Here is a 16,743-nt window from a genome sequence, read left to right on the forward strand (position 1 = left end):
CTCATGAAATATCATATTTATACTTTTCCGGAGAAGTTCAGCAATATGATGTTTTTGTATTTAAACAACGGTCTAAGGAGGTCATATTCCCTCAAAATGCATATTGATGAAAGTTTAAGACTCTACGCCCCTTCAGCCTAGAGGACAAACCCAAATCTATTTATGAAATGGAGAGAGAGAATATGAAAAAGTACATCACGATCTTAATGGCGCTTTTCTTAATTTTCGGGGTTTCATCAACCGCATTGGCGAGCGGAGATTATGACCGTGATAGAGACGGCGGTTATCATCACGACAACGACTATGACAAAAAACGCCATCACGACGATGATGACAATGATTATGACAGAAAACGCCATCACGACGATGACGACAATGATTACGACAGAAAACGCCATCACGATGATGACAAAGACTACGACAGAAACCGCCACCATGATGACAAAAAACACAAGAAAGACAAAAAACGCCACTACAAAGACGGCTATTTCAAACATGGCAAGTACTATCACAAAGATGGCTACTTCTATGAAAAGCATGGCAAGCATTTCCACAAACTAGGCAAATACGTTTACAAGCATGGCAAATTCCATTACTATTTCTTCAAGAAACACGATCGGGACCGCGAGTACAAACGCCACCACCATTGAGGTGAATGAACAGGAAAGAACCAAGCCCCTTTTAACAGGTGCTTGGTTCTTTTTTCATTCTACAAGTTCCCTAAATCAGTATTTCAAAAAATCCGGATCCATGAATGCCGGCTTCGGATATTTGTAGAACCCTTCGCCTGTTTCCCGGCCAAGCTTTCCTTGGTCGATGTATTCGGTCTGCAGGAGCGCTGCGAGTTTTTTGAAATCTTCATTGCCGGTTGCGGCTGCCTTTGCTTGCACGATATTATGTGCGGTCCGGATGCCGACAACATCCAGAATCGCGAACGGGCCAAGCGGTGCGCCTGTTGCAATCATCCAAGTCTTATCGACTGTCTGCACGTCCGCCACTTCTTTGACCAAGAGCAATTCTGCAGCTTCGAGGAACGGCACGAGCAACGAGTTCAGTATATAGCCCGGCTGCTCTTTGTGGAGCGGCAAGGCAACCATGCCGATTGCTTTCGCGAATTCAATCAAATCGTTGAACACCTTTTCATCCGTCCCGGGATGCTTCATGATTTCCGCTGTGTTATTGATCCAGATGGTGTTGGCGAAATGGATTGCCAGGAATTTTTCCGGGCGGCCCGTCGCTTCTGCAAACTGGCTCGGCAAGAGCGTCGATGAATTGGTCGCAAATACCGTATGCGCCGGAGCGATTTTTCCCAGTTTCTGATAGAATTCCGTCTTGATTGCTACTACTTCGGGAATCGCTTCGATGACCAGGTCCGCTTTTGAAACGGCTTGCGCTAAGTCAGTTTGGAAAGCCATACGGCTGTAAGCTGCATCCACTTCCGCGTCAGACGCTCCAAGATCGGCTTTGTAATTCTCCTTCAGTTTTATGATCCGGCCTTTCGCTTTTTCCAGCGCTTCATCGTTGAGGTCATAGACCGTAACTTCAAATCCTTTGAACGCAGTTTGAAAAGCGATTTGGCTGCCGAGCACTCCGCTCCCGGCAACGGTGATATTTTTATAATCCATATATGCATGTCTCCTTTGAACAGAATAGTACTGCTTTTCCCTCGTTAAACTTTTTAAAACGCGCGAAGAAATCGGTAAAGCATGAGGGAGTGTTCCTCTTTAACAAGCAGGTAGAAGTAAAGGAAAATTGAATAGAGAAAGTTTTTTTAATTTTCTGATTATTATAGTATTTTTTTGATATTTGTGTTAAAATAACTGCGTACATATATGCCTGAAGTGGAAAAAGGCATACAAAGACCCCATTTTATTTCTATGGAGGTGGTTTTGCTCGAACGCATTCTATGGAAGAAGATTTATTTCTCTATGCGGTATTTGCCTGGAGACTAAACGAATTCTATTAAGAGATGGAGAGAACAGCCATGAAGAAGCTTCTTATGGCTATAACAGTTATTGCCCTTGCACTCGGATTTTCCTCTCCTGCCTTTGCAGCTGACAACCAAGCGACGGATTTCAAAAGCACCTATCAAGCAGACCATGACAATATGAAAGACGGCAGCGGCAAAGATGAAGACGGCATCCATGAACGCCATGCCCTTCACGCTTACTGCTACACAATCGGCGGAAAAGTGGTCCACCGCCATCACCATCCTTACCATGAATACGACCGCGACGGAGACGGCCACCTTGATTTCCAGGAAAATTACGATGGCGATGACGCCCATAACGATCACAGAGACCACCACAAGCGCCATAACAGACATTATTGAAGTTAAAGGATCGTCTTCCTACAGGAAGATGGTCTTTTCTCTCGCTCCTGGCCAGCCCCTATTCTTTAACGTGTTTGAATCATCTCCCCCTATGCCAAGAAAAGGCCCCCTCTTCGGCGTGTCCACCGGAGAGCGGGCCTTTTTCCAAGCCGCCTTCTTATATTGATTTTATCCCTCGTAAGCCTTTTGCAATTCCGAAAGCTCCAATTTCTTCATCTGCAGCAACGCGCGCATCACCCGGTCCGCTTTAGTGCTATCCTCATCCATCAGCATTTCATTCAGCTGGACGGGCACCACTTGCCAGGACACGCCGAACTTGTCCTTCAGCCATCCGCAGACCTGCGCGCTTTCGTCACCGCCTGCCGTCAGCTTGTCCCAGTAATAATCCACTTCTTCCTGGGATGTACAGTTGATGATAAAGGAAACGGCTTCATTGAACGTGAATGCGTCTCCGCCATTCATGGCCGTAAATTCCTGGCCGGCAATCTGGAACTCGATCGTCAGCACCGTCCCTTCCGGCATGCCATGGATTTCAAACCCTTCTTTGGAGTACCGCGTCATCCTGCCGATTTTCACGTCTTGAAAAATGGAAGCGTAATACTGCACTGCTTCTTCCGCTTGGGTGTTGAACCAAAGATTCGGTGTGATTTTCTGGATTTTAGGTTCCATGACGGTCCCTTCCTTTTTTATAAGAAGCGGCTATGTATTTTCCTCCTCATTCTACACCTCATGGCCCATGAAATCATGCCTGGAAAACTTCAAAAATATATTTAATTAAATATTCAAAATATATAGTATTTTTTTGCTAAATATTATATAATGACGTCAGATATATCAAATTATTATTCATATCAGCCGTAAGAAAGGAGGCCGTGCCTCTCGGTATAGCAGATGGATAATCCAGTTTCTTCTACGCAGATGCCAAGAGAAAAAAAGGCAATTTCCAACGCGAATAAATCCTATAAAAAGAGGGAGAAATTGAAAATGAAAAAGTATCTTATTCTTCTGCTTGCGGCTTTCCTAGTATTCGGGTTCTCATCCGCTACTTTAGCAAGCAGCGATAACCATAACAACGATTCAACGCATGAAAAAGTGACCTATCATAAAGGCGTTACGACAATCGTCACCACCACAAAAACCGTGAAGCATGACAAGATTGTCAAAACGGATAAAAAAGTCGATTACTACACTGAGAAGAAACACAACAAGTCCACATTCAATAAAACCGAAGTGACAAAAACAAAAGAACATCATCCACAGCACGACTGGTATCGCTTCTTGGAAACCGCTACCACTTACAAAATCACAAAACATGAATCATGGGACGAAGTGAAGAAAGTTACGACCTTCACGAAAAAGGTAACACCTGTGAAGATTACTAAGAAAACAGTACGCACTGTCAAATACCACGGCAAACCAGGGCATCTGGGCAAAAAAATCAGTGACGAAACTAAAGTCTATGTCGACAAGAAATTCGGCAAAACAGAAGTGAAAGTCACAAAAGAAACCGAGTTCTTCAAAAAGAACTACAAAACGTACTATGACAAAGAAGTCATCGACGTTAAGAAAACTTACGGCAAATGGATCAAAGACGAAGATTGGAAAGATGACAACGGCAAAGACAAAGATAACGGAAAAGACAAGGATACTGGAAAAGGCAAAGATAAAGGAAAAGGCAAGGGCAAAGATAAAAGCTGACTCTCCGGCATAGAGTGCCACGGTGAAAGCGGACGGCTAGACGAAGAATTGCGGAGAACCGATCCTGTATATAGGGCTTGGTTCTCTTTTTTTTAAGTCTTGCGGATATTATTGGAACCAACAAAAGCCGCAACCTCTTCAATAAGGGGCTGCGGCTTTCGTTTATTCCGATACGATTTTTTCTTCTAGAAAACGCTTTATGCCTTGGCTGTCCTCCAGGTTTCGTTTCGGGATGATGAATGCGCTGACGGCACTGACATACAAATAGAAATTCGTTTCGTCTTCCCCCATCCCTTCAATGCCATGCCAGAAAACTTTGCTCTCGCCTGCCGGGCCCGTTTCATGGATGCCTTCTTCGTTAAAGAATAAAGTATGTTCTCCGAAAGCGCCATCGTTTTTGCCTTCCTTGATCATTTTGCGGACGCCATTTCGGACGAGCCTTAAATAGTAGGCTGGGTAAACCATTACCCAAAAGATGCTGATTACGACGAAGGTGATAAAAAGGCCAACAAGCGAGACGTTTATAAGGTCCGCAAAGATGAATGGTACCATCAGAAAGAGGATAGGCCCTAGAAATCGTTGGATTGTCATTGATTTTTTCGCCGTTTTGGAATTTTTTATATGGTAGACGTTGAAATCGAGATAGGCTTCTTCGTCAAGTGAGTAGGTGATTTTCAATGGTTCGCACATCTCCTTATGTAAATATAAAACTTCTCTAATCATAACCAGTGAAAGAGCTTTAGAATACAATGATTTTCCGTTATTTTTATTAATAAACCGCATTCAACTTTTATGGCGCTTCTGCATTCAAAGCCTCCTCTTCCATCCGATTTTATTCGATAACCTGGTTTTTGCCGCTGCATGTTATAATGCTTTCTGAATCCAATGCAGGAAATTTCAGAATCGGGAGTTGATCGTGTGGAACAACAAGACCTGGCCGGAAAAACGGCCATTATCACAGGCGCCAATAGTGGCATCGGGCTGGAAGCGGCAAAAGTGCTGGCAGGGCGCGGCGCGCGGATTATCATGGCGGTGCGCAGCCAGGAAAAAGGCGAAGGGGCGCGAAGTGAGATTCTCCGGCTTCATTCACGGTCGCTCGTTGAAGTGATGCAACTGGATGTGGCAGACCTTGAAAGTGTCCGGTTCTTTTCGGAACACTTCCGGAGCCGTTTTGATTCGCTTGATTTGCTGATCAACAATGCCGGTGTCATGATGCCGCCTTACACGAAAACGAAAGATGGGTTCGAGCTGCAGTTCGGCGGCAACCACCTCGGCCATTTCGCGCTGGCGGGCCTTCTTCTCCCGCTGCTCGAGGGAACGCCGGGATCGCGCATCGTCACCATCGGCAGCCTGGCTCATAACCGCGGGGCCATCGACTTCGGCAATCTTGATGGCTCGAAAGGCTATAAAGCGAAGAAGTTCTACAATCAAAGCAAGCTCGCCAATATGCTGTTTGCGATGGAGCTCGACAAGCGTCTGAAAGCGAACGGCTATCAGACGATCAGCGTCGCCTGCCACCCCGGCGTTTCTGCGACGAACATCTTCAAGTTCGGCAAGCGGGACGCACCGGCATTTTTGAAAAGCTATGCCAACCGCTTCCTGCAGCCGCCGGAAATGGGCGCGCTCGCGACTGTCTATGCGGCGACCATGCCGCACCTGACCGGCGGTGAATATATCGGCCCGGACGGCAAAGGCAACCGCAAAGGATTCCCTGCGCTCGAGCTGCCACACCCTTCAGCGCTTGACCGGGCAGCGGCGGAAAAGCTGTGGTCCGTGTCGGAAAAACTGACCGGCATCGTGTTCCCTTTCGACAAATAAAAGAAGCGGGAGAAGAAAGCAGGGCTTTTCTTCTCCCGCTTTTTTGGGTTTCAATATTGTCGAATTTTGTTGAACGAGCTTAACTGGCCGCTGAACGAGCGCAATTTTTTTTGAGCGAGCGTAACGCCTTCGCGAAAGAGCGTAAGCGGCCCACGAACGAGCGTAAATTTCTCTAAGCGAGCATAAACGACGAATGCCAAAAGAAAGTGCGCTTTTCGCGGCGCGAAAAGCATGAAACCAAGGGTTTGGGTTCTGGATTTGGTGTCGAATTTTGTTGAACGCAAATAACCGGCCCGCGAACGCAAATAAAACTTTTTAAGCGCAAATAAATCTTCTTGAAAGCAAATAAAATTTTTCAAACGCAAATAAAATTGCCTGAAAGCAAATATCGCGAAGGCCTATTCTTTAAGGCGCGTTTCTGCGCAAAAAAAATTACGTTTACACTCCGAATTCGGCCAGTCTTCTGCCGCATCCATCTTCTGCCAAGGATGCCCTGGCCTGACTTCTCACCACGCTTTACGAGTCATTTCCGAGCATCTTTAACCCCTTTGGCGCATGCCGTTCGATCAGCGAACTCCTCCATTTATTTGTAAGGGCTTTCATTTTAAAATTAAAATATTTCCAAAAAAATCGCTTGAAAATTCTGTTGACGCCTCCTCTAAACGGTGGTAATCTTACCGTTATAGCTGAATAGTGATTCGTTCTTATCATGAGAGGTGGAGGGATTGGCCCTGCGAAACCTCGGCAGCGGACTCGGAAACGAGTACTGTGCCAAATCCAACAAGCAGAAGCTTGAGAGATAAGAAGAGCAGGACATTTTTGTATTTCAAATGCCAACCTCTTCTTATGGAAGAGGTTTTTTGTTTGCCCAAAACTCATGAGAAGCTGCAATTCTGTAAAGCTAAAACCTAGTAAACTGATATGAAAGGATGGTTAAAAAATGAAAATTAAACACAGCACTTTATTCGTTTTATTGATTGCAGCAATCGGTTTTTTGCTGGCAGCTTGCGGCAGTGAGGAATCGAGCAGTTCGGCTGTCGCTTCTGAAGACAAAGCCCAAAATTCTTGGGAGCGGATCGAGGAAGCCGGCAAAATCGTTGTCGGAACCGAAGGGCTTTATTACCCGATTACATACCATGACGAAACGACAAAAGAACTGACAGGGTATGACGTGGAAGTCGCCCGCGCGTTAGGCGAGAAACTGGGCGTCGAAGTCGAGTTCAAGGAAATGGAGTTTGATGGCTTGCTTCCGGCTCTGCGGAATGGGCAGATCGACATTGCGGCCAATGATTTTGCCGTTACCGATGAACGCAAAGAAAAATTTGATTTCACCGTGCCGATCAAGCATTCTTACGGCTCTGCGATTGTCCGGGAAAGCGATAACTCCGGCATAGAATCTGTGGAAGATTTGAAAGGCAAGAAAGTTGGCGGTTCGGCGACCAGCAATTACGCGAAGTACGCACGCGAGCAAGGCGCGGAAGTGATCGTCTATACCGGTTCTGACACGGTCCTCCCCGAAATCGTCAACGGCCGCGTGGACGCGACGCTGAACGATTACCTCGTATTGAAGCGATCGCTCGAACAATACGACAAGCCCGGCCTGAAACTTGCGGAAGACGTGAAGTTCTCATTCAGCAGCAGCGCGATCGTCCTGCCGAAAGACAGCCCGGAACTGAAGGAAAAAATTGATGCTGCACTGGAAGAACTGCTCGCTGATGGAACGCTCAAGGACTTGTCCATCAAATTCCTCGGCGACGATGTTACCCAACCCCTGGAAAAAGAATAAACCCTTCGGGAGCCTCCGGGTTCCCTATCCATACATAATTACGTAAAGGAGTCTTCAGATGGCCGACTTTAAATGGGAGTATCTTTTTAATATCGAAATTGCGCTGGACTCCCTCCCCTACATTTTATTGGGAGCGCGGGACACCGTACTAATTGCATTGATCAGCATGTTTTTCGCACTGGTCTTCGGCTTGTTCGTCGCCCTTGCCCGCATGAATAAATTCAAATTGCTTTCATTCACCGCCCGCTTGTTCATCTCGTTCATGCGCGGCACCCCGCTGCTGGTGATTTTATTCATCCTATACTTCGGGCTGCCGATGGTCGGCATCGAGATGAAGCCGCTGACCGCCGCCATCATCGGCATCAGTGTCCATTTCTCCGCCTACACGGCGGAAATCATCCGCTCTGCCATCTCGTCGGTCGCCAAAGGCCAATGGGAAGCAGCCGAAACCTTGCGCTTGAGCTACTGGCAGACGATGCGCCGGATCATCCTGCCGCAAGCGACGCGCATTGCGCTGCCGCCGCTGTCGAGCGTCTTCATGGACATCATCAAAGGGACGTCGCTGGCAATGGTCATCACGGTGTCGGAACTGTTCTACCGCGCCAAAGTCATCGTCGGTCAGACCTATGAAAGCTTGACGCTGTATATTTTGGTCGCCCTGATCTACTGGGGGCTGTGCACAGTCGTCACCTTGCTGCAAGACTACCTGGAGAAAAAGGCGAACCGCTATGTCACAACCTGATTGGAGGGAAAATGCATGATCAAAGTGGAAAACTTGAGCAAGAAGTTCAATGACAACGAAGTGCTGAAATCGATTTCGCTCCAGATCCAAAGAGGCGAAGTCGTCAGTATCATCGGCCCTTCCGGCTCCGGGAAAACGACGCTGCTGCGGTGCTTGAACCTGCTCGAAACCCCTTCTGCGGGTTCGCTGCAAATCAACCAGGTACATGTCGCGTTCACCGGGAAAGCGCCGAGCAAAAAACAGAAAACCGACATCCGGCAGTATTCCGGCATGGTCTTCCAGCATTTCCACCTGTTCCCGCATAAGACAGTCATTGAGAACATCATCGAAGCACCGCTCATCGCACAGAAACGGGACAAACGGGAAGTCATTGCGGAAGCCGAAGCGCTGCTGGCAAAAGTCGGACTGCTCGCCCATAAGGACCAGTATCCCGAGCAATTGTCAGGCGGCCAGAAACAGCGCGCCGCCATCGCGCGGATTCTCGCGCTGAAGCCGGACCTCCTGCTGTTCGACGAACCGACCTCCGCGCTCGATCCGGAACTTGTCGGCGAAGTGCTGACGGTCATCCAGGAACTCGCGCGGGAAGGCCAGACGATGGTCATCGTCACCCACGAAATGGACTTTGCCCGCGACGTGTCGGACCGCGTCATCTTTATCGACGGCGGCCATATCGTCGAACAAGGAAAACCAGAAGACATCTTCACCCGACCGACCGAAGTACGCACGCAGCAATTCCTGCAAAAAGTGCTCCGCCGCGGTGCATGAACGACTAGGACTGTCCAAAAAGGCTGCTGTCCATTGCGGCGGACGCTTTCCGCGGGCTTGCGCCGAACTAACTCGGACTGGCGTCCGAGTGGATTTCGGCACTTCGCTGTCCCGCTGGAGTCGCCGCCTCCATTCCCATCAGCTGTCAAAGAATAAGGAAAAGGCCAGAGGAGAAAAGCGTTGCTTTTTCTCCTCTGGCCTTTTCGTTTTAGGCTTTTTAGACCTTTTTTATCGCTTATGTATGCCTTAGCTTTTAAATTCGTGTTTCCACGGTCCGTCGATCATGGCTTCTGTTATCCGGACAAGGGACCAACTCAGTACAGGAATCCCGATGATATATTTATAAGCCCTTACGGTGGCCGGATCTTTTAGGAAGCCAGAATCAGCCAGTAAACTAATGGCCTGAACAAGCGTAAGGGCCATAAAAAACAGAATTCCTACAATTAATATTGCATTCGACAGAAATTTTAACGGCTCGATATCTTTTGTAAGGAACGCATACAAAACAAAACTCATAAAATAAGAAACGGCAATCCACTCTGCCTGCATAACAGCTGACAACAAAAAAGCGGCTGCTGCCCATATCACTATATGGGTCTCGGCGTCTTGTTCTTCCGGGCGCCTCCCTCTTCTGCGCGACCGGCTTCTTTTGATTTTTTTAAATCTGGGGATTCTTGTCCGTGCGGAGCTCTTCTTCTTTTTTGAATCTCCCAACATGCCACCATCATATCCGCCGCTTCCCCACTCTTCACTCATTCTCTATTCCTCCGTTTATTCGATTGAAGCATGTTCTGTACCCGTTCCGAACTGCTGATGCGGGTTCTAATCTTCTGCTTCAATTATACCATGAGCAAAAATGCCGAAGAATCCAAAAAGCCTTCCCGTTTGTCCCCCACGCTCCCTAATGATAGGTTTAAAGGAACCTTATACAGAAATTAGGAGCTGATATTATGGAACCCAATTCATTATCCGGAAAGACCGCTATCATCACGGGGGCGAACAGCGGCATCGGGCTTGAGACCGCCATGGTGTTTGCAGCACGCGGCCCGCGGGTCATCCTCGCGGTGCGGAATACCGAAAAAGGACAAGCTGCACGCGACGCTATCCTGAATGTAAACCGCCAAGCGGATGTGGAAGTCATGCCGCTCGATTTGTCCGATCTTGAAAGCGTCCGGTTTTTCGCGGAAAGCTTCCGCAGCCGGCACAATTCGCTCGACCTGCTGATCAACAATGCGGGCGTGATGACGCCGCCTTACTCCAAGACGAAAGACGGCTTCGAGCTGCAATTCGGCAGCAACCACCTGGGCCATTTTGCTTTGACCGGCCATCTGCTGCCGCTCCTGGCATCGACCAAAGATGCGCGCATTATCACCGTCAGCAGCCTTGCCCACCGCGGCGCCAGCATCTTCTTTGACAACCTCGATGGTTCGAACGGCTACAAGGCAATGAAGTTCTACGGCCAAAGCAAGCTCGCCAACTTGATGTTCGCGCGCGAACTCGACAAGAACCTGAAAGCGCACAGCCTTTCCGCCATCAGCATAGCATGCCACCTGGGCATTTCCGCGACGAATTTATTCAAAATCGGCAACCGGGACGCCACTGGCATTTTCAAAGGCCTCATGAACCGGTTTTTCCAGCCGGCGCATATGGGCGCATTGCCGACCATCTATGCAGCAACCGATCCTTCCCTGAAAGGCGGCGAATACATCGGCCCCGACGGCAAAGGACGCCGCAAAGGATTCCCGGCGATTGACACGCCGCACCGTTCCGCAGAAGATGAAGCGGCGGCACGGCGTCTATGGGACGTTTCAGAAGACCTGACAGGGGTAAGGTTTAAATGGTGAAACATTTTGATGAAACTGTCTTTTATTGATAAACTAATCAATGAAAGGCTTTCGTTTAGAGCAAATTTCTAAAAAAATTTATCTAAGGAGCTGGGATCATGAATCAACAACAATTCGATCGGGTGAAGAACGGGAAAGGCTTTATCGCCGCACTAGACCAAAGCGGCGGCAGTACGCCAAAAGCACTGAAGCTGTATGGCGTCAACGAAGACCAATATTCCAATGAAGACGAAATGTATGACCTGATCCATGAAATGCGCACACGCGTCATGACCGCCCCATCGTTCACGTCGGATTCAATCATCGGAGCGATCCTATTCGAACAGACGATGGACCGTGAAGTCGAAGGCAAATACACGCCGGATTATCTATGGGAAGAAAAAGGCGTCGTGCCGTTTCTGAAAGTCGATAAAGGCTTGGCCGATGAAGAAGACGGCGTGCAGCTGATGAAGCCGATTCCGGACCTGGATGACCTGTTGAAACGTGCCAATGAACGAAATATCTTCGGCACGAAGATGCGCTCGGTCATCAAAGAACCAAACCCTGGCGGCATCCGCAAAGTCGTCGAGCAGCAATTCGAGGTCGCGAAGCAGATTCTCGCAGCCGGACTTGTGCCGATCATCGAACCGGAAGTCGATATCCACAGCAAAGACAAGGAAAAATCCGAGGAATTGCTGAAACAGGAAATCCTCAACTTGCTTGATTCGCTCAGCGAAGACGAGAATGTCATGCTGAAGCTGACGATTCCGACCGTCGACAATTTCTACAAGGAATTGATCGACCACCCGCGCGTCATCCGCGTCGTTGCCCTTTCTGGCGGCTATACGCGAAATGAGGCGAATGAAAAACTGAAAGCCAATAACGGCCTGATTGCGAGCTTCTCGCGCGGATTGTCCGAAGGCGTCAACGCCAGCCAGTCCGATGAAGAATTCAATGCAATGCTCGCAGATTCGATCCAGACGATTTATGAATCTTCGATTACATGAGAAAAGTGAAGGAGCGTCTTGCAGCCTAAGAGGCTGCAAGGCGTTTTTTGTTGAGTTAGATTCATATATATCGAAAAAAGGCATCATCTTCTACTCCGCTCCGGCTGCTTGGGGCATAGTTCCCGCAAGAAGCTGGATAAGCTCTGTTCAATGTTAATATTTCACCAAAACACCTAACCCGTTGTAACTTTTACCCATTCCGAACGGTCTTATTGAAAACCCCTTAAAGGAGGGAATCTTATGCATAAATTTTTAAGCCTCGGCGTATGGCTGCTTTTGGCGCTGTTTTTGGCGGCATGCGGAACGACGGAAAGCGCCAATGAAGAACCGGATCCGGTAAACGGCTCTTCCGGCGGCATTGCGGCCGGGGAAATCGTGGCAACGATCGAGCAATTGGATGATGATTCATACCGCTACACTTTGAAGAACCAGACCGAAGAAGCGGTGACATTCGATTTCACGAGCGGGCAGCGCTATGATTTCGCGCTTTATAATGAAAACGATGAACAGGTTTTCCTGTTTTCATCCGTCAGCACCTATACCCAGGCGCTGGGCGAAGAAACAATCAAGCAAGCGGAAGAGCTGAGCTATGAATTCGACGTTCCCCAGCTGGATCTGGCAGCCGGAACCTATAAAATCGAAGCTTGGCTGACGCCGAAGCAAGGGCCGGCTTATCCGGTGGAAACCGAGTATACAATCGAATAACAAAAAAGTCCGTTCCGCATTTCTCATAAGAGAAGCGGAACGGACTTTTTTGTTTTTACGCGACTTGGCCTTTTTGCTGCGTCTTTGACAGCACACCATCCAAAGCGAACATTTTGCTGCCGTTCACTGCCAGGAAAATGGCGATTGCCAAAAATGCGATATCCAATTCATATCCTGCACCCGTACCGTTCCCAAGGAACCCAGCTGGAAGCTTCGCAGTGAAAATTGCACCCAGCATCAAGATGCCAAGAAGAATGGAAACAGCGCGTGTGCCCAGTCCGACAATCAGGGAAATGCCCCCTGCCACTTCTATTACAGCCACAGCATAAGCGATAACGCCCGGGATTCCAATGCTGTCGAACCAACCGGCTGTATTGGCGATGCCTCCCTGAAACTTGGCGATGCCGTGCAAGAGGAAGCTAATCCCCAATACCAAACGCAATACTAGTTTGCTTGCTTCTAATTTATTCATCATTTTAATTTCCTCCTAAAGTTTTTTTGTTTGGTTCATGCAACTGTGCCAAAAGCCAGTTCGTGAAATCCTGGTAGTTCTCGAGCGACACCGTGTGCGGAGACGGATAGCTTTTGAACGTTACATCCGCTCCCGCTGATTCGAAATAATACTTGCTTTCTTTGCTCCAGCTATACGGAAGTACTTGGTCCTGCTGCCCATGTGAAATGAACAATGCAGTATTCGCCATTGGCTTGCCGCGGAAATCCTCTTTTACAAAATCAGGGATATAGCCGCTTAAGGCGACAACTCCCTTTATACTTTCCGAATGCGCTAACGCAGCGGACATCGATAAAATGGCCCCTTGACTGAAGCCCATCAAGTAAATCCCGGATGAATCGAGCGGATACTCGTTTGTGGCCCAATCGATAAAATCCTGGAGCTTTTCTCTGGCTTCGCCGAACACATCTTGATGCGGTTTTCCGAAGCGTTCAATCGTGAAAAAGGCGAAACCTGGCCTTTGCTCCAACTGACCGCGAATACTGAAAATGAAAAAATGCTCTTCCAACCCTTCCACTAGGCCAAGCATGTCCTTTTCATTGCTGCCCATGCCGTGGAGGACAAACAAAGCAGGATATTTTCGGGAAGAATCGATTTCACTTGGTCGGCGCATCTCAAAAACCAAGGGTAAACTCATACAAACCATCCTTTCTGGATCAACTCGAAGATTTCTTTAGAAATCTTTTATTCTTATTAAGAAACAAGAATGCCAAAAAATAAAGCCTGGCGGCTGTTTCTTAATAAGAATATTTATTTCTTAAAAGATAACAAGTCAACAGTAGTATGTCAAGCGTTTGTTTGTTAAAATAGAAATAAGTTTTCTATATGGAATATTTCGAGGTGAAAATATGGATATCGGTTCTAAAATCCGGGCGATACGCAACCGGAAAAAAATAACGATTGCAAAGATGTGTGAAGAAACAGGTTTGTCCAAAGGGTTTGTCAGCAATATTGAAAACAACAACACCTCTCCCTCCATTAATACGCTGCAGACGATATCGAATTATCTGGAAGTGCCGCTCCCCTATTTACTGCTCGAAAAGCAGCAGCATATGCGGGTGGTGAAAAAAGAGGATCGCGCCAATTCCACTTTCAACAATCTGAAAGTGGAACATCTTTCTTCACGGGCTGGGCTCCGGATGATGCTTGTGGAAATTCCACCCGGCGCTTCGACCGGCGAAAGCAACGCACATGAAGGCGAAGAAAGCCACCTGGTGATCGAAGGCAGATTGCTGGCAGAACAAGGGGAGGATTCGATTATTGCAGAACAAGGGGATTCGTTCAGCTGGAATGCCAGCGTCCCACATTTCGTCAAAAACATCGGAGATAAAACCGCGGTCGTCCTGATCGCGGTTGCTGCAGATACCGAACTCAAGGATATTTTTTAAATGAAAAAGCATTGCCAGATTCTCTTTTGAAGATGGCAACGCTTTTTGTGTTTTTAAGGAACACTTTTAGGGAATTGCTTTATAAAGACCTATTTCATTTATTGGAGGAATTTCATTGAACACGACTGTAGAAGCTCTTTTGACGAAAGAAGATTTCCAGAACCGGACGGATTTGCCAAAATGGTTGTTAAAGGAATACCAGACATTCCACAATACCGTGACCGACAAAACATTCCCCTGCTATTTCGGGATGAGCGGGGAATTGAAAGGCGAACTCCGGTATGCCTACGTGACTCAGGAAGACTGGTCGAATTTGCCGAAAGCCGTATCGAGCTTCCTTGAACTGTTCAACGATCCGAAGCATAAACGCCACGGGCTGTTTGTTTTCGTTGAACCGTTTGAAACTGAAGGCACACTGGATGAATACCGCAAGCAGTTCTGGGACTTGCTTCAGTACATGCACGATGTGGACAACACCGAGTGGCCGAAAGAAGCGCCGCGCGACCCAGACCATTATTTATGGGATTTCACATTCAACGGGGAACCGATTTTCGTATTTGGGAATACGCCCGCCTACAAGCAGCGGAAAACGCGCGACCTTGGCAACGCCATGGTGCTCGGCTTCCAGCCGCGCCGTATCTTCGAAGGATTGAAAGGCACCGAACGGGGCGGCGTCATGTCACGCGAGAAAGTCCGTGCCCGCGTGGAGGCTTGGGACCACCTCCCGACGCATCCGGATATCAGCCATTTCGGCGACCCGACGCATAACGAATGGAAGCAGTTCTTCATCGGCGACGACAGCGAACCGATCCAAGGCAAATGCCCGTTCACCCATAAGGAAATGAAAGCATGACGCAGAAAAGGAGCGGTCCCATCAAAGGGCCGCTCCTTTTTCATGTTTTTTATTCGCAGAATCTTTTTGCTCTCAGATGTTCCTTCCGGCCACTTCCCCGAGCAGTTCGACGCCCTTGACGATTTCTTCGTCGGTTGCGTAGCTAAAGGACAAGCGGAGGAATTCGTTGTTTTCTGGACTTTGGAAAAAGTAATTCCCCGGTACGTAGGACACGCCTGCATCAAGTGCCTGCGGCAGCATTTCCATGGTGTCAACGCCAGGAATCCTGACCCACACGAAATAGCCGCCTTCCGGCGTGTACCACGTGACCGCCGGCGGCAGGAATTTCTCCAGGGCGGCGATCATCACTTCACATTTCCGCTTGTAGGCGGCCGACAGCTTTTCCACATGCGCATCAAAATCGATGTCCTCAAGGAACGTCGTCATTGTCGCCTGGCCGAACGGATGGTGAAGGTCTTTTTTAAACCAGTTCATCGTCGTGATGATCTCTTCCGGCCCGGCGGCCCAGCCGATGCGCATGCCTGGCGCCACCACTTTCGACAGCGAGCCGATATGGATGACCCGGTTCCCGCGGTCCAGCGCCTTCAACAGGCGCGGCGCATCTCCAAAGTTCAATTCTCCATATGCATCATCTTCCAAGATCAAGAACCCGTACTCTTCAGCAAGCTCGATCAGGCGCGCGCGGCGCTCTAAGGTCATTGTTGTGCCCGTCGGGTTCTGCGACGACGGAATCGTGTAGAGGATGCGCGGCAGCGTCAGCCCTTCCCGTTTCCGATTCGCCAGCATTTCCGCAAACCGGGTGGTATCCATGCCGTTTTCATCGACCGGTACGTTCATGAAATGCTCCGTATAATTCCCGAACACTTCGAGCGCTTCCATATAGGTCGGTGCTTCAAGTGCGACAACGGCTTTCGAATCCAGCAGGACGCGGGACACTAGATCAATGGCCTGGCATGCGCCGGATGTGACCAAAATCTCCTGTTCAGTCAAATCAACCCCGCGCTTCGCCATGCGTTCCTGGATCATCGCAGCAAGTTTCGGCATTCTTGGGCTGCCTTTATAATGGAGCGGCAGATCGCCTTCCTCATCAAGCAGGCGCACTACCGCAGATTTCACTTCTTCGACCGGCACCAGCGATGGCTCCGGGTAGCCGGAACTCAAGCGGATGCAGCCCTCCGGCAAATCCAGCAGCCAGGATCCGGGCGGCTCGTTCTTGAAGGCCAGGGCAATATCTTTGGAAAAAGGGATTTCTTCTTTCACAACAGTCGTGCTCCTTTCCGGGTTCAAGTTTCTCTTGTATATGTCCATTCTACAG

General features: G+C 48.6%; 19 protein-coding genes and 1 riboswitch. Of the genes, 12 read left to right on the forward strand and 7 right to left on the reverse strand.

Going from position 1 to position 16,743, the window contains the following annotated elements; genetic code table 11:
- The first annotated feature begins 182 nt into the window (after window positions 1–182).
- The gene (locus tag ACFSDB_RS08110; RefSeq protein WP_204891802.1) at window positions 183–650 is read left to right on the forward strand and encodes a hypothetical protein; all 468 of its coding nucleotides are present in this window, start codon (window positions 183–185) and stop codon (window positions 648–650) included.
- A gap of 75 nt (window positions 651–725) precedes the next feature.
- Here the strand turns inward: ACFSDB_RS08110 and ACFSDB_RS08115 are convergent, their stop codons facing one another.
- A complete protein-coding gene (locus ACFSDB_RS08115) occupies window positions 726–1,625 on the reverse strand; it encodes a 3-hydroxyacyl-CoA dehydrogenase (RefSeq protein ID WP_204891803.1) in 900 nt (299 codons plus the stop codon).
- Between the two features lie 374 nt (window positions 1,626–1,999).
- Here ACFSDB_RS08115 and ACFSDB_RS08120 point away from each other — a divergent pair, with 374 nt between their 5' ends.
- Window positions 2,000–2,332 (forward strand): hypothetical protein, encoded by a 333-nt coding sequence (locus ACFSDB_RS08120; RefSeq protein WP_204891804.1) that lies wholly within the window; start codon window positions 2,000–2,002, stop codon window positions 2,330–2,332.
- 168 nt (window positions 2,333–2,500) lie between these two features.
- Here ACFSDB_RS08120 and ACFSDB_RS08125 read toward each other — a convergent pair whose 3' ends face one another.
- Complete coding sequence (locus ACFSDB_RS08125; RefSeq protein WP_204891805.1) at window positions 2,501–3,001, reverse strand: VOC family protein; 501 nt, start codon at window positions 2,999–3,001, stop codon at window positions 2,501–2,503.
- Window positions 3,002–3,316: 315 nt separating this feature from the next.
- Between ACFSDB_RS08125 and ACFSDB_RS08130 the strand changes: the two genes are divergently transcribed.
- Window positions 3,317–4,030 carry a hypothetical protein gene (locus ACFSDB_RS08130; RefSeq protein WP_204891806.1) on the forward strand — a complete coding sequence of 238 codons (714 nt, stop codon included), beginning with the start codon at window positions 3,317–3,319 and terminating at the stop codon, window positions 4,028–4,030.
- A 162-nt stretch (window positions 4,031–4,192) separates the two neighbouring features.
- Here ACFSDB_RS08130 and ACFSDB_RS08135 read toward each other — a convergent pair whose 3' ends face one another.
- A complete protein-coding gene (locus tag ACFSDB_RS08135; RefSeq protein ID WP_204891807.1) occupies window positions 4,193–4,708 on the reverse strand; it encodes a YcxB family protein in 516 nt (171 codons plus the stop codon).
- A gap of 207 nt (window positions 4,709–4,915) precedes the next feature.
- Here ACFSDB_RS08135 and ACFSDB_RS08140 point away from each other — a divergent pair, with 207 nt between their 5' ends.
- The 4 genes from ACFSDB_RS08140 to ACFSDB_RS08155 all read left to right on the forward strand — a co-directional run bounded on the left by ACFSDB_RS08140 (window position 4,916) and on the right by ACFSDB_RS08155 (window position 9,141).
- Window positions 4,916–5,848 (forward strand): oxidoreductase, encoded by a 933-nt coding sequence (locus tag ACFSDB_RS08140; protein ID WP_204891808.1) that lies wholly within the window; start codon window positions 4,916–4,918, stop codon window positions 5,846–5,848.
- Between the two features lie 701 nt (window positions 5,849–6,549).
- A riboswitch (SAM riboswitch) is annotated at window positions 6,550–6,654 on the forward strand.
- 134 nt (window positions 6,655–6,788) lie between these two features.
- Window positions 6,789–7,634 (forward strand): transporter substrate-binding domain-containing protein, encoded by an 846-nt coding sequence (locus tag ACFSDB_RS08145; protein ID WP_204891809.1) that lies wholly within the window; start codon window positions 6,789–6,791, stop codon window positions 7,632–7,634.
- Between the two features lie 58 nt (window positions 7,635–7,692).
- Complete coding sequence (locus ACFSDB_RS08150) at window positions 7,693–8,376, forward strand: amino acid ABC transporter permease (protein WP_204891810.1); 684 nt, start codon at window positions 7,693–7,695, stop codon at window positions 8,374–8,376.
- A 15-nt stretch (window positions 8,377–8,391) separates the two neighbouring features.
- On the forward strand, window positions 8,392–9,141 hold the full coding sequence (locus tag ACFSDB_RS08155; RefSeq protein ID WP_204891811.1) for an amino acid ABC transporter ATP-binding protein: 750 nt from the start codon (window positions 8,392–8,394) through the stop codon (window positions 9,139–9,141).
- Between the two features lie 246 nt (window positions 9,142–9,387).
- Here the strand turns inward: ACFSDB_RS08155 and ACFSDB_RS08160 are convergent, their stop codons facing one another.
- Window positions 9,388–9,897 carry a hypothetical protein gene (locus ACFSDB_RS08160; protein WP_204891812.1) on the reverse strand — a complete coding sequence of 170 codons (510 nt, stop codon included), beginning with the start codon at window positions 9,895–9,897 and terminating at the stop codon, window positions 9,388–9,390.
- A gap of 194 nt (window positions 9,898–10,091) precedes the next feature.
- On the opposite strand from ACFSDB_RS08160, the gene ACFSDB_RS08165 reads away from it, so the two are divergent.
- The 3 genes from ACFSDB_RS08165 (at window position 10,092) to ACFSDB_RS08175 (ending at window position 12,676) form a co-directional block, all read left to right on the forward strand.
- Window positions 10,092–10,985: an oxidoreductase gene (locus tag ACFSDB_RS08165; protein WP_204891813.1), complete on the forward strand. Its 894-nt coding sequence runs from the start codon at window positions 10,092–10,094 to the stop codon at window positions 10,983–10,985.
- Window positions 10,986–11,083: 98 nt separating this feature from the next.
- The gene (locus tag ACFSDB_RS08170; protein WP_204891814.1) at window positions 11,084–11,971 is read left to right on the forward strand and encodes a fructose bisphosphate aldolase; all 888 of its coding nucleotides are present in this window, start codon (window positions 11,084–11,086) and stop codon (window positions 11,969–11,971) included.
- A gap of 240 nt (window positions 11,972–12,211) precedes the next feature.
- Complete coding sequence (locus ACFSDB_RS08175) at window positions 12,212–12,676, forward strand: BsuPI-related putative proteinase inhibitor (protein ID WP_204891815.1); 465 nt, start codon at window positions 12,212–12,214, stop codon at window positions 12,674–12,676.
- Window positions 12,677–12,731: 55 nt separating this feature from the next.
- On the opposite strand, the gene ACFSDB_RS08180 is transcribed toward ACFSDB_RS08175, so the two are convergent.
- Both ACFSDB_RS08180 and ACFSDB_RS08185 read right to left on the reverse strand, forming a co-directional pair.
- The gene (locus tag ACFSDB_RS08180) at window positions 12,732–13,151 is read right to left on the reverse strand and encodes a DoxX family protein (RefSeq protein WP_204891816.1); all 420 of its coding nucleotides are present in this window, start codon (window positions 13,149–13,151) and stop codon (window positions 12,732–12,734) included.
- A gap of 1 nt (window position 13,152) precedes the next feature.
- Window positions 13,153–13,824, reverse strand: a complete 672-nt coding sequence (locus tag ACFSDB_RS08185) for an alpha/beta hydrolase (protein ID WP_204891817.1) — start codon at window positions 13,822–13,824, stop codon at window positions 13,153–13,155.
- A gap of 211 nt (window positions 13,825–14,035) precedes the next feature.
- Between ACFSDB_RS08185 and ACFSDB_RS08190 the strand changes: the two genes are divergently transcribed.
- Together ACFSDB_RS08190 and ACFSDB_RS08195 are read left to right on the forward strand one after the other, a co-directional pair.
- On the forward strand, window positions 14,036–14,575 hold the full coding sequence (locus ACFSDB_RS08190) for a helix-turn-helix domain-containing protein (protein ID WP_204891818.1): 540 nt from the start codon (window positions 14,036–14,038) through the stop codon (window positions 14,573–14,575).
- Between the two features lie 115 nt (window positions 14,576–14,690).
- Entirely contained in the window at window positions 14,691–15,428 is a 738-nt protein-coding gene (locus ACFSDB_RS08195; RefSeq protein ID WP_204891819.1) for a YqcI/YcgG family protein, read from the forward strand.
- A 72-nt stretch (window positions 15,429–15,500) separates the two neighbouring features.
- On the opposite strand, the gene ACFSDB_RS08200 is transcribed toward ACFSDB_RS08195, so the two are convergent.
- Window positions 15,501–16,688: an aminotransferase-like domain-containing protein gene (locus tag ACFSDB_RS08200; protein WP_377339717.1), complete on the reverse strand. Its 1,188-nt coding sequence runs from the start codon at window positions 16,686–16,688 to the stop codon at window positions 15,501–15,503.
- Window positions 16,689–16,743: the final 55 nt, after the last annotated feature.

It is taken from the genome of Planococcus chinensis (assembly GCF_042681545.1).
GTDB lineage: Bacteria > Bacillota > Bacilli > Bacillales_A > Planococcaceae > Planococcus > Planococcus chinensis.